Annotated in this window: 14 protein-coding genes; 8 read left to right on the top strand and 6 right to left on the bottom strand. The window is 70.8% G+C overall.

The genetic code is table 11. The features are described from left to right. Positions 1 to 153: 153 nt before the first annotated feature. On the bottom strand, positions 154 to 528 hold the full coding sequence (locus ACZ470_RS11630) for a hypothetical protein (protein WP_468426686.1): 375 nt from the start codon (positions 526 to 528) through the stop codon (positions 154 to 156). Positions 529 to 1,169: 641 nt separating this feature from the next. On the opposite strand from ACZ470_RS11630, the gene ACZ470_RS11625 reads away from it, so the two are divergent. Both ACZ470_RS11625 and ACZ470_RS11620 read left to right on the top strand, forming a co-directional pair. Next, a complete protein-coding gene (locus ACZ470_RS11625) occupies positions 1,170 to 1,523 on the top strand; it encodes a MerR family transcriptional regulator (RefSeq protein WP_468426685.1) in 354 nt (117 codons plus the stop codon). 318 nt (positions 1,524 to 1,841) lie between these two features. Then, a complete protein-coding gene (locus tag ACZ470_RS11620; RefSeq protein WP_468426684.1) occupies positions 1,842 to 3,056 on the top strand; it encodes a hypothetical protein in 1,215 nt (404 codons plus the stop codon). A gap of 29 nt (positions 3,057 to 3,085) precedes the next feature. Here ACZ470_RS11620 and ACZ470_RS11615 read toward each other — a convergent pair whose 3' ends face one another. Then, complete coding sequence (locus tag ACZ470_RS11615) at positions 3,086 to 3,673, bottom strand: TetR/AcrR family transcriptional regulator (protein WP_468426683.1); 588 nt, start codon at positions 3,671 to 3,673, stop codon at positions 3,086 to 3,088. 119 nt (positions 3,674 to 3,792) lie between these two features. On the opposite strand from ACZ470_RS11615, the gene ACZ470_RS11610 reads away from it, so the two are divergent. After that, positions 3,793 to 4,218 carry a nuclear transport factor 2 family protein gene (locus tag ACZ470_RS11610; RefSeq protein WP_468426682.1) on the top strand — a complete coding sequence of 142 codons (426 nt, stop codon included), beginning with the start codon at positions 3,793 to 3,795 and terminating at the stop codon, positions 4,216 to 4,218. Continuing rightward, the gene (locus ACZ470_RS11605) at positions 4,215 to 5,066 is read left to right on the top strand and encodes an NAD(P)H-binding protein (protein ID WP_468426681.1); all 852 of its coding nucleotides are present in this window, start codon (positions 4,215 to 4,217) and stop codon (positions 5,064 to 5,066) included. Before ACZ470_RS11610 ends, ACZ470_RS11605 begins: the two co-directional genes overlap by 4 nt. Before the next feature lie 7 nt (positions 5,067 to 5,073). On the opposite strand, the gene ACZ470_RS11600 is transcribed toward ACZ470_RS11605, so the two are convergent. Both ACZ470_RS11600 and ACZ470_RS11595 read right to left on the bottom strand, forming a co-directional pair. Next, positions 5,074 to 5,796 (bottom strand): SCO4225 family membrane protein, encoded by a 723-nt coding sequence (locus tag ACZ470_RS11600; RefSeq protein ID WP_468426680.1) that lies wholly within the window; start codon positions 5,794 to 5,796, stop codon positions 5,074 to 5,076. Between the two features lie 132 nt (positions 5,797 to 5,928). After that, a complete protein-coding gene (locus ACZ470_RS11595; RefSeq protein WP_468426679.1) occupies positions 5,929 to 6,666 on the bottom strand; it encodes a flavodoxin family protein in 738 nt (245 codons plus the stop codon). A 140-nt stretch (positions 6,667 to 6,806) separates the two neighbouring features. On the opposite strand from ACZ470_RS11595, the gene ACZ470_RS11590 reads away from it, so the two are divergent. Next, the gene (locus tag ACZ470_RS11590; RefSeq protein WP_468426678.1) at positions 6,807 to 7,256 is read left to right on the top strand and encodes an SRPBCC family protein; all 450 of its coding nucleotides are present in this window, start codon (positions 6,807 to 6,809) and stop codon (positions 7,254 to 7,256) included. Positions 7,257 to 7,410: 154 nt separating this feature from the next. On the opposite strand, the gene ACZ470_RS11585 is transcribed toward ACZ470_RS11590, so the two are convergent. Next, on the bottom strand, positions 7,411 to 8,079 hold the full coding sequence (locus ACZ470_RS11585) for a DUF4232 domain-containing protein (RefSeq protein WP_468426677.1): 669 nt from the start codon (positions 8,077 to 8,079) through the stop codon (positions 7,411 to 7,413). A 328-nt stretch (positions 8,080 to 8,407) separates the two neighbouring features. On the opposite strand from ACZ470_RS11585, the gene ACZ470_RS11580 reads away from it, so the two are divergent. Continuing rightward, positions 8,408 to 9,181 (top strand): polysaccharide deacetylase family protein, encoded by a 774-nt coding sequence (locus tag ACZ470_RS11580; protein ID WP_468426676.1) that lies wholly within the window; start codon positions 8,408 to 8,410, stop codon positions 9,179 to 9,181. 24 nt (positions 9,182 to 9,205) lie between these two features. On the opposite strand, the gene ACZ470_RS11575 is transcribed toward ACZ470_RS11580, so the two are convergent. Further along, positions 9,206 to 10,201, bottom strand: coding sequence for a helix-turn-helix domain-containing protein (locus tag ACZ470_RS11575; RefSeq protein WP_468426675.1), 996 nt, complete (start codon positions 10,199 to 10,201; stop codon positions 9,206 to 9,208). 159 nt (positions 10,202 to 10,360) lie between these two features. Here ACZ470_RS11575 and ACZ470_RS11570 point away from each other — a divergent pair, with 159 nt between their 5' ends. Then, a complete protein-coding gene (locus ACZ470_RS11570; protein WP_468426674.1) occupies positions 10,361 to 10,669 on the top strand; it encodes a hypothetical protein in 309 nt (102 codons plus the stop codon). A gap of 61 nt (positions 10,670 to 10,730) precedes the next feature. Continuing rightward, positions 10,731 to 10,871, top strand: coding sequence for a hypothetical protein (locus ACZ470_RS11565; protein WP_468426673.1), 141 nt, complete (start codon positions 10,731 to 10,733; stop codon positions 10,869 to 10,871). The last annotated feature ends 20 nt before the right edge of the window (positions 10,872 to 10,891 follow it).

The raw sequence follows: 10,891 nt of genomic DNA, 5'->3' as shown, positions 1-10,891 counted from the left end.
TACCCCCCCCCCCCCCCCCCCCCCCCCCCCCCCCCCCCCCCCCCCCCCTCCCCCCCCTCCCCCCCCCCCCCCCCCCCCCCCCCCCCCCCCCCCACCGCTGTGTCGCCGTCCGCTCGGAAAGCGCCGGCCGGGCAACGGGACGGAGGCAGCGTCTCACCGGTCGAAGTGGATGAGATCTCCCACGGTCCATGCGCTGACGTCCTTGATCGCGACTCGGTACATGCCACCCGTCTCCGGGATGCCGAGGGTGCCCTGGAGGATCCGGGCGAGATGAAAGTGCAGATGCGTGGGTGCCTCGCCGCGACCGGGCCGGTTCCCTCGCGGACTGCGCGCGAAGACGTCCGAGAACGGGTCGAGACGGTCCGAGTCCTTCAGGACCTCCGCCACCCGCTCCCTCCACACGGCCTCCGGAGCCAGCCGGCCGGTGATGACGGCGCCGCCGACGACCACGGTCAGCGACATCTGATTGCTTCGCTCGGACTCCACCGCGGCGGAGATGGCGACAAGCAGCTCATCAGGGTTCGACATGACCGCAGAGCTTATGCGGCCCACCCGTACCGGAAAGCCCCGCGGGGCCGAAGTGGCTGCGCGCGCGACGAGCATGCGGCTTCCGCCCACCGGTGAGGGCCGGCCACAGCAGGATTCCTCCACCACCAGAAGAGTGAAATCTCCTCTTGCTGGAGTAGCTTTTCGGTCCTGCCGTGGGTATGCTTCTTCTCGTACGAAACGGTCGATGAGATCCGCCAGACACGAACTGGCGGATGACTGAACACGAAATACGCAGGTCAGTGCGGCTCTCGAGACTCGAAGCCCGGGTGTTCCCAGAACGGTGACGGGACTGGGAGCCGCACTGGGCGGCTCGCACGTCGAGGAGCTGCCGAAAGCGGTACAGGTTCCATCAGTGGTTGGTTCAGGGAGGAACGGAGGAGCAGACGCCATCAGGATCGCCCGGCCCGAGAAGCACTCGGCCCGGGTACCGCAAGAACCCCGAATGGATGGTGGTTCCCGGTCAAGCAGCTGCGATCCCCCCGCACCCCCCTCTGCCGGGCCGGGTAGCGGAAACCGAAGGTCGGCACAGCAGTAGGGCCGACAGATGGTGTTCAATTTCCTTCGGGGCCCTGGTGCCGTACGGCACCAGGGCCCCTCGACGCGTTGCACAGCGAGGTGACATGACATCGGACAACCCCCTGAATGATCGTCTGGACGACGACGACTACCCCGCGTACTCCATGGGCCGGGCAGCCGAGATGCTCGGCACCACCCCGGCCTTCCTCCGAGCCATCGGTGAGGCTCGCCTGATCACTCCGCTCCGCTCGGAGGGAGGACATCGCCGGTACTCCCGCTACCAGCTGCGGATCGCCGCGCGCGCCCGGGAGCTCGTCGACAAGGGGACTCCGATCGAGGCCGCGTGCCGCATCGTCATCCTCGAGGACCAGCTCGAGGAAGCGCAGCGCATCAACGCCGAGTACCGTCGCGCCGCCGCCGAATCAGCGGGCCGTGCCGACAACTCCGCCTCCGCCTGAACACACGGGCGCATGCCGGACGCCAAGCCTCGGCCACCGCTTGGCGGACCCGCCGAACACGGACCGTACTTCCTGAACTTCGCCCAGGGCGCCGGCTACGCCCACCTCAGTCCGGACCGGCGGGGATCGTGAAGCTGTTTGACCACAACGGAGTTGATCTGTAACTCCGCGGTGAGGCGGGTGGGATCCGTCCCGACCCCCGGGCCCGATCGGTTCCGGCCGATCCGGCAGCAAGCCCGCCTCACACCCTGTCCAGGCTCAACTTCCCCTTCGCACCTGTAGGTTCGAGTCGATCACTGCCATAGGTGAGGGGGACGGATGGACGCGGCCACCATCGTGGCGCGGCTGGATCAGGCTCGTACCGCGGACGCGCGGGTGCGCGACCGGATCTGTGATGAGGTGGCCGCCGAGTTGCTGGCGGCGGGGACTCCACCCGCATTCGAGGTGGCGTCGGCGGACCTCGACGCCGACCCGTATTTCATGTGTGCGGACCGTTATTGGCGTCAGCGGTTTCGCGAGCGGCCGACCGTGAGTACAGCGCTGGAGTGTGCTCGTTGGATGACGGGCCGTGTCGCTGACGGGAGTTGGGGCGTCGTCGCCGAGCAGTGGGGGCTCGGGAACGGGTTTCTCAACCGTGGGAGCGTCGAGCCGGCGGCCGAGCTCGCGTCGGCGGCCGGCGAGGCGGCGGCGGACGCCGCGGGTGACCGCGCCGCGTTCCTGCTCACGCTCTTCCACGCGGGCAAGCTGAGGGCGAACTTCTGCTTCGACGAGCTGCACACCTTCCTTGCGTCCTCGCCCCTTGCCCTGGCCTGCGGCCCCTTCCGTCACGAGCCCGTGTTCCTGGCGCTTCAGGCCTTCGCCGCGTTCGGCAGCCGGGCACTGACCGTCGAGTACGCCACCGAGCGGCTGGAGCGGGCCTGGTCGGCACCGGGCCGCACCCGGCACACCGTGGACGTCTGCCTCAACGGACTCGCCTTCGCCGCCCCGTTCGAGGGCCAGGGCGAACTGCTGCGCGACCACGCGGAGGAAGCGGTCGAGGCATACCCGCGCGACCACATGTTCCGCGCGCGGCTCGCCGCCGGTCTGCACATGTGCGGGCGGCACGACGAAGCCCTGGAGAGCATGGACACGGCCCTCGCGCTGCTGGCCGCGAGCCCCACCGCCAGCCTCGGTGTTCTTCAGGACCAGTACCTGACCAAGCGGGAGGCGATACAGGAGGGGCGGCTGCGGGCCCTGCGGGACGCGGAGCAGCGGCGCCGATGGGAACAGCAGACGGCCGCGAACGCGCGCCTTGAGCGTTCCCTGCACACCTCGTCCGTGCGCGTCGTCGAAGTCGTCGCCGTATTCACCGCCGCCATCGCCTTCGCCGTCGGCTCCCTCCAGGTGACCCTGACCGGCAGCCTCTCCCTGGCCGACCGGCTCTGGCTCCTGGCGGCACAGGGCGCGGGCCTGGCGTTGTTCGCGCTTCTCGTCGTCGGCGGCACATGGCTGATCACGCGAGGCCATCACCGGGAGGACCGCGAGAACTCGTGACGCTCGTGGTGCTCGCGCCGTGCGTCCGGTCAGCGCTCGGTGGCGGTCAGGCAGCGGGCGGTGAAGTCCGCCAGCTGTGACCGCAGCGTCTCGCGCGGCACGCGCTCCTCGCCGGCCAGGTGCTCGACCAGGTCGGCTCGGGTGGCGGCGAGCAGGGCGTGGGCCGTGAAGTCGGTGCCGGTCAGTCCGGGGATCCGGTCCAGTACGGATCGCAGCAGGGTGTGCCAGCGCTCGTAGTGCTCCGCCCGGTACGGGCTGCCGCTCCCGCTTTCCTCCAGGGCCAGTGCGAGGGGCCTGTTGTCCAGCTTGAAGCACAGGACGGCGTCGAGCAGGGCGGGTACGCGCTCCCGTGGCGGGGTCGCGGGGCCCAGGGGCGGTGGTCCGGACTCGACGGCCTCCCTGACCGGTTCGAGCCGTGCCTCGTACAGCGCGCGGAGCAGCCCGGCGCGATCGCCGAAGGCACGGAAGAGCGTGCCCTTGCCGACGCCGGCCGCCGCCGCGACGTCGGCCATGGTGATGTCCTCGGGATTCTCGCGGCGGGTGAACAGGGCGTCGGCGGCCGCGAGCACCGCCTCCCGGTTGCGGGCGGCGTCCTTGCGGGACCTGGGCTCCGGCATCCGTCTCCTCCCCTTCCCCTTGTTCTCTTTGTTCTCGTTGCAAAACGGACCCCGGGTCCGTATCGTCAAAGCGGACCCTGGGTCCGGATTCTACGAGAAGTACGAGATGGAGGACACCCATGTCCGCACCGACTTCCCCGGCGGAGCTGTACCGCCACAGCCTGCGGCTGCTGCTCGACAAGGACATTCCCGCGTGGGTCGCCCTGTGGGCCGAGGACGGGACCATGGAGTTCCCGTTCGCCCCCGACGGCTGGCCCTCGCGTCTGGAGGGCAAGGAGGCCGTCGCCGCCTACATGCGGCACTACCCCGACCACATCGACCTGCACGACTTCCCCGACCTGCTGATCCACGAGACCGCCGATCCGCGGACCATCGTGGTCGAGATGCGCGGCGTCGGACGCATGGTGGAGACCGACGCTCCCTTCGACATGACCTACATCGCCGTCGTGACCATTCGGGACGGGCGCTTCACCTCCTATCGCGACTACTGGAACCCCCTCGTCGTCCAGGAACCCGGCGCCGACTTCACCGGGAGCAGCCGATGACCACCGCCGGCACCACGCTGGTCATCGGCGCCACGGGCACCACCGGCAGCCGCACCGCCGCACGGCTGACGGCCGCGGGCCACCGCGTCAGAGCCGCCGCCCGTCGGGCCACCCCGGTCGCCGGCGCCGAGCCGGTCCGCTTCGACTGGTACGACCCCGCCACCCACACGGCCGCTCTCGACGGCGTCGACCGCGTCTACCTCGTACCGCCCGTGGGCGACTCCGACCCCGCGCCGGTCATGCTGCCGTTCCTCCATCGGGCCCGTACCGCCGGCGTGCGCCGTGCGGTGCTGCTGAGCTCCTCGGCCATCCCCGAAGGCGGTCCGGCGGTGGGAACGGTGCACCAGGCCCTGCCCGATCTGTTCGAGCAGTGGGCGGTGCTGCGGCCCTCGTGGTTCATGCAGAACTTCACCGGCACGCACCTGCACGCCCGCGCCATCCGTGCCGAGGGCGTCATCCGGACCGCCACCGGAAGCGGCCGGGTCGGCTTCGTCGACGCCGAGGACATCGCCGCCGTCGCCGTCCGCTGCCTGACCGACGCCCAGGCCCCCAACACCGATCTCGTCCTCACCGGACCCCAGGCGCTCGGCCACGACGACATCGCGAGGATCATCACTGAGGTCACCGGCCGGCCCGTGGTGCACCGCCGCATGTCCTACGAGCAGATGCGCGATCACCTTACGGGGGAGGTCCCGGTGGAATTCGCCGCGATGCTGGCCGAGATGGACCGTGCCATCGCGCAAGGGGCGGAGGACCGGGTCACCGACTCCGTCCAGCGCCTCACCGGCCGCCCCCCGCGCGCCTTCCGCGCGCTCCTCGAAGCGGAAGCGGAAGCGTCCATGCCGTGAGGCGGGGCTACAGGGCCGGACGTCGGCCGGCCGGGTGAGCTCCCGGTGTCCGTAGTCTGCGGGCGAACATGCCGAGCAGCACGGCGTTGACCAGGCCGGACGCCGTCACACCGACAGAGAAGATCAGCTGGCTCAGCCAGGAGAAGGCGAAGTACTCCGCGGGTGACGCCACCAGGAAGGCCAGGATGCTGAGCGGCGCCGTGGCCATGAGCGGCCAGATGGCGGCGAATCCCGGGTCCGGCGACAGGTACACGGCGTAGAGGAAGAAGCCCAGCGCCGCCGCGACCACGGCGAGATAGCCGCGCGCGAGCCAGTTGTCGACGGCGGGTGCGAGCAGGGCCCGGATGCCGTGAGGGTGAGGGCGCGCGGAGTGCGCCGGCTCCGCTCCCCTCCGTTCGGAGAAGGCCCTCCCGGTGACGAGAGCACCCAGCACGGCGGCATTCACGAGGGCGCACAACAGGAGCCAAACCGTCCAGAGGCCGACGGCGAGCACTTCGGCCGTCCCGCCGCCCGCGGTGCCGGGGCCGTAGGGGAGAACCACACTCAGCAGGGAGAGCGGTGCCGTGAGCAGCAGGGGGGCCGCGGCGAAGTCACTGCCCGGGGCGAGGAACATGACCAGGACCGAGGCGGCGAACACCGCCAGATAGCCGCGGGCGAGCCAGTTGCCCGTGGCCAGGGCAAGGAGTTGGCGCAGGCGCGGGATGCGGCTCTGGCGGGAGGCGTTCGGCATCGAGGTTCCTTCGGTCCGTCCGGGTCGGTGCTCCCAAAGATGCGCCGGAGGACACGCTCGGGCATGAGTACGGGTACCCATCACGAGGACGGCGGAGTACGGAGGCGGTGCCCGCGATCGGACCGCCTCCGTTCAGCGGTGTTCGGGGTTGTCCGCCCCCGCATGGCAGCCGGCGTCCCACCGCGAGCGCTGGTTGCCGTACGCGGGGACTCCTCCGGCGCGTTTGAGCAGGCCCGCGATGTGCATGAGGTTCCAGGTCATGAACGACGTGTTGCGGTTGGTGAAGTCGTTCTCCGGGCCGCCGGAACCGGGGTCGAGGTACGACGGTCCGGGGCCGGCCGGGCCGACCCAGCCGGCGTCGGCCTGGGGCGGGATCGTGTAGCCGAGGTGCTGGAGGCTGTAGAGGACGTTCATCGCGCAGTGCTTCGCGCCGTCCTCGTTGCCGGTGATCAGACAGCCGCCCACTCGGCCGTAATAGGCGTACTGGCCCTGCGAGTTGAGGAGGCTGGAGCAGGCGTAGAGACGCTCGATCACCTTCTTGGTCACCGAGCTGTTGTCGCCCAGCCAGATCGGGCCGGCGATGACCAGGATGTCCGCGGCCATCACCCGCTCGTACAGTGCGGGCCACTCGTCGGCGGCGAAACCGTGCTCGGTCATGTCCGGGTACACGCCGGGCGCGATGTCGTGGTCGACGGCGCGGATCTCGGACGTGGTGACCCCGCACGACGTCATGATCTCCGCGCTCTTGTCGATCAGGCCCTGGGTGTGGCTGAGCTGCGGGGACGGTTTGAGGGTGCAGTTGATGTAGAGGGCGGTCAGGTCGTCGAAGCGGGGAGGGGCGCCGGCGGCGGGTGGGGGTGTGGTGGTCATGGGGGCAGCGTCTCGCGTGGGTTCCGGTTTGTCCCGTTCCGGCGCGTTCTCGCGTGCCGTGCGGAGTCATGGCGTACGGCGGCGGCGGTCCCGTCCGCACCGGGTGGTGACCCCTCTCGGGGAGGAGGAGGCTCGGTGCCATGACGATCGACGTGACGGCCGACCGGATCATCCCGCTGCCGCCCGAAACCGTGGCCGCCTACGCCATGGACTGGCGCCACGACGCCGACTGGACGCAGGGGATCCGCACGGCCGAGCTCACCACGGAGGCGGAGGGAGGGGGCTTCGGAACGGGGGCGGAGGTGACCCGTACGGCGTACTTCCTGGGCCGCCGCATCGACTACGTCCTGCGGGTCACCGCGTACGAACCCCCCACCCTGCTGGACATGACCTCCGTGGCGGGCCCGATGCCCATGCGGGTCACGTACACCTTCGACCCCCACCCGGACGGCACCCTCGCCCGCATCCGCGTCCGGGGCGGCGGGGGAGGGTTCTACAGGCTCGCGGCGCCGCTGCTGGCCCGCCAGGTCGGAGCCAACATAGCCAAGGACCTGCGCGACCTCGAAGCGAGGCTCCTGGAGCAGGGGTGACCGGGGTCAGGGTGAAGCCGTCGTTGGGCTTGCCCGCGAGGAGGTCGGCCAGGCCGCCGCTGAGCGCGTACGTCGTCCCGCCCGGGCCCCCTAGGAGTAGCGGACACGACGTCAAGGGCCGTACTGACTCAGCGCGTTGACTCTCGTCGACCCCTCAGGCGAACGGGACCGCGTCCGTCGAGGACGTGTGCCAGTTGGTGACGATCGGGTCGTCCACGACGATGGTGCCGACCGGCAGGGAGACGGGGTTGGGGTCGTTGTCGCCGACGGCGACGATGATGGTGTCCAGTTCCTTGCCGCCGTCGCCGTTGGTGGTCTTCGGGTTCACTCCGGCGTAGGCGGCCGTGTCGCCGCTCAGCTTGATCTGCTCGCCGACGGACTGCTCGGCGGGGCCCGCCTCGGTGCCGTCGGAGCCGAAGGCCACGGTCGGCAGGGCGGCGGGCAGGTAGCAGGTGATGCCCGGCTTGGCCTTCGCGGTGATCAGGATGTAGCCGCCGGCCTGGGTCTCGGAGCGGGTGCTCCAGGAGATGTCGTTGGCGCCGCAGCTCTGCTCGACGGGGACCCGCTCGCCGTTTCCGGTGTCGACGCCGGAGCCGGCCCCCTCGTCGGTTCCCCCGCCCGTCGTGTCGGTGCGCTTGTCCGTGCCCTTGTCCGTGCCCTTGTCCGCGCTCTTGTCCGCGCTCTTGCCGGTGTTCGCCGCCGACGAGGAGGACGAGGATCCCTGCGTGTCGTCCGTGTCCGTGTCCTGGCACGCCGTCATCAGCACGGCTGAGCCCGCGAGGGCGACGGCGGCGAGGACGGCCTTGCGACGGTTGCCGAACATGAGATCCCCTTGCTGATCGGTTCTGTGGAGGTGAGGCCGAGGCGTCCTCGGCTCTCAGTGCTTCTTCGCTCAGGAGGAGGGGGCCTGGGGGTGCGGGGATCCCGTCGTCGCCGTCGTAGGACAACGCTGTCACCAGCCGGTTACACAGCCACGTTCGTCGCGGCCTCCGGGCCCGTCGCGGCCGGTGCGCGTCGAGTTGTCCGTGAACTCCTCCGGGATTGTCCGTGATCGGTAACGGACGCATCCCGGGAGGTCCGTTGCTCGTCCTGCGAGGTGATCCTCACGGTGGCTGGGGTTCGGCGGGCAACCAACTGAAGGCGGGGCGGACATGGCACGGCACGGTGCTGGGCGGGGCTGGTACGGCAAGGTGGCCGGGGCGGCACTCGGGGTGACGATGCTGGCGGTCGGTGCCTCGGTGTGGACCGCGCAGGCCGACGCCGTGAACAGTTCCTCGTCGAAGGCTCCCGCGTCGGCCAAGCCGGGCGGTGACGTCAAGCCCGTCGACCCGGCCATCGTGCACGCCTCGGACGCCGGGGAGCGCGGTGTCAACATCACCATCGACGACGGCCCCGACCCCCAGTGGACGCCCCAGGTGCTCGACCTGCTGCGCGAGCACGGGGTGAAGGCCACGTTCTGTGTGACGGGGACGCAGGCGCAGGCCCACCCGGACCTCGTGAAGGAGGTGGTCGCGGCCGGGCACCGGCTGTGCAACCACTCCGTCTCGCACGACACCGCCATGGACAAGAAGTCCGAGGCCTACCAGTCGAAGGAGATCCTGGACGCCGAGCGCATGATCACCAAGGCGTCGGGGGGCGTCCGGTCGATGTACTACCGGGCGCCCGGCGGGGCCTTCACCCCCCACAGCCGCAAGGTGGCGGCCGCAGAGGGCATGCGCCCGCTGGGCTGGAACGTCGACACCAAGGACTTCGAGCAGCCGGGTGCGGACGCCATCGTCGCCACCGTCGAGCGGGAGCTCCCCAACGGGCCGACGCTGCTCTTCCACGACGCGGGCGGCGACCGCTCCCAGACCGTCGAAGCGCTGCGCCAGGTACTGCCCTGGCTCAAGGAGCAGGGGTACTCCTTCGGCTTCCCGGTGCGCTGAACGCGTCCGGCCCCGGCACGGGCGTCAGGGGTGGCACGGCAGCCAGCCCTGCTGGACGGCGCGTACGCCTGCCTCGAAGCGGCTGCGGGCACCGAGGCGGTCCATCAGCTCGGAGGCGATACGGCGGGCGGTGCGGTGGGACACACCGAGGCGCTTGGCGATGGCCTCGTCGGTGTGGCCCTCGGCGAGCAGACGCAGGGCGGTGGCCTGCTGCCCGGTGAGGCCGTGCGCGTCGACGGGCACGACCTGGCCGAGGGGCCGGGCGGACTCCCAAGTGGTCTCGAAGAGCGAACAGAGAGCGGTGAGCGTGCCCTGTCCGGTGAGCAGTACGGCGCCGGCGGCGGTGTCGTCGCTGCTGACGGAGATCATGGCGATCCGCCGGTCCATGAGGATCATCCGCGTGGGGAGCGACGGCACCGTACGGACCTGACCGCCCAGCCGGGCCAGCCAGTCGGCGTGCTCGACGGTGGGCCTGTTGGTGCGCACGCTGTCCAGGTAGATCGTGCGCATCCGCACCCCGCGGCCGAGCAGATCCTGGTTGAGCGGCCGGGACGCGGCCATGTTCTCGGCGGTCTGCGGTCCGCCCGGCGCGAACGTCAGTAACTCCTCGCGCACCTCACGGGTGAGCGCGGCCAGCCGGTCGCGGATCTGGTCGAGGCCCACCAGTTGCTCCACCCCGGGATGGCCGGTGACCGGCCGCAGCTCGGCGTACTCGGAGATGAGCTGGGCCGCCGCCACCCGCGAGGCCTCCAGGCGCTGCCGCTGCTCCGCCAGCCGGGCCTGCTGCCGGGCCATGAGGATCTCCATGCCGATGTCCGGCGAGACCGCCCGCAGCCGTTCCGCGTCCCCGGCGGCCGGACGCACCAGCGCGAGCTCGCTCAGGGTGTCGAGGGCGTCGCGCACGTCCTCCTCGGGCAGTCCCGCGGCGTCGCCGAGGTCCGCCACACCGGCGGCCGGGTGTCTGAGCATGGTGCGGTACACCGTCTCCGCGACGGAGTCGAGTCCGAGTGCGGTCAGCACGTGGGTCCCCCCGTTTCTGCACACAACATCCCCTGTTGAGTGGCGATCTTCGCAGAGCGGCAACACGTCGGCACAGGGCGAGGACGGAACGGGCCAGGGCCACAACCGGCCATCTCGAGGCGGCACTTGGCAACCTTTTCCCTTGAGACGCTGAAGCGCATGTATCTCGTCCACGCGCATCTGGAACTTCCCGCGGGCGCTCGACTGCCGGGGGACGTCCGTGAGTTGGTGCGCTCGTCCCTGGTCCGCGACGACCGCGTGGAGCACCTCGCCGTGCACCTCCGCTCCCCCTCCCGGCTCACCCTGGGCTTCTATCTGCTGACCGACGGGCTGGAGGAGGCCGAGGAACGAGCCGTCCGTGTCTGCGCCCGACTGCTGGGCGACGTCCCGCAGTTGGCGGCGGCGCGACTGACGGGTGCCGAGGTACCGCTGATGCCGCTGGCGTTCGACGCGCAGCCGGTGGACTGAGGCGGCGGGCGTGGACGCATCGGTCCAAGGCCCGTTCCGTCCAGCGAGGAACCCTTCTCACGTGCCCGGGTCGGCGACGAACCTGGGAGCCCCGGCCAGGACAAGGAAGGAACGGACAGCCATGCCTCGCACCCGTACCGCCAAGGCCGCCGAGGTCGCCTCTCCCGCCGTCGACACGGCCGACGACGCCGGCTGGCAGTAGGCCCCCACCGCCCCACGGAG

The organism is Streptomyces sp. NPDC031111, from assembly GCF_055570675.1.
The sequence above is the reverse complement of the archived record's forward strand: the minus strand, read 5'-3'. Positions and strand labels throughout refer to the sequence as shown.

What these genes read in the sequence shown, in the direction of transcription:
- ACZ470_RS11590 (WP_468426678.1), top strand. Translation starts at nt 6,807, where the DNA reads ATGACGATCGACGTGACGGCCGACCGGATCATCCCGCTGCCGCCCGAA.
- ACZ470_RS11570 (WP_468426674.1), top strand. Translation starts at nt 10,361, where the DNA reads ATGTATCTCGTCCACGCGCATCTGGAACTTCCCGCGGGCGCTCGACTG.
- ACZ470_RS11620 (WP_468426684.1), top strand. Translation starts at nt 1,842, where the DNA reads ATGGACGCGGCCACCATCGTGGCGCGGCTGGATCAGGCTCGTACCGCG.
- ACZ470_RS11580 (WP_468426676.1), top strand. Translation starts at nt 8,408, where the DNA reads ATGGCACGGCACGGTGCTGGGCGGGGCTGGTACGGCAAGGTGGCCGGG.
- ACZ470_RS11625 (WP_468426685.1), top strand. Translation starts at nt 1,170, where the DNA reads ATGACATCGGACAACCCCCTGAATGATCGTCTGGACGACGACGACTAC.
- ACZ470_RS11595 (WP_468426679.1), bottom strand. Translation starts at nt 6,666, where the DNA reads ATGACCACCACACCCCCACCCGCCGCCGGCGCCCCTCCCCGCTTCGAC.
- ACZ470_RS11585 (WP_468426677.1), bottom strand. Translation starts at nt 8,079, where the DNA reads ATGTTCGGCAACCGTCGCAAGGCCGTCCTCGCCGCCGTCGCCCTCGCG.
- ACZ470_RS11610 (WP_468426682.1), top strand. Translation starts at nt 3,793, where the DNA reads ATGTCCGCACCGACTTCCCCGGCGGAGCTGTACCGCCACAGCCTGCGG.
- ACZ470_RS11630 (WP_468426686.1), bottom strand. Translation starts at nt 528, where the DNA reads ATGTCGAACCCTGATGAGCTGCTTGTCGCCATCTCCGCCGCGGTGGAG.
- ACZ470_RS11600 (WP_468426680.1), bottom strand. Translation starts at nt 5,796, where the DNA reads ATGCCGAACGCCTCCCGCCAGAGCCGCATCCCGCGCCTGCGCCAACTC.
- ACZ470_RS11615 (WP_468426683.1), bottom strand. Translation starts at nt 3,673, where the DNA reads ATGCCGGAGCCCAGGTCCCGCAAGGACGCCGCCCGCAACCGGGAGGCG.
- ACZ470_RS11605 (WP_468426681.1), top strand. Translation starts at nt 4,215, where the DNA reads ATGACCACCGCCGGCACCACGCTGGTCATCGGCGCCACGGGCACCACC.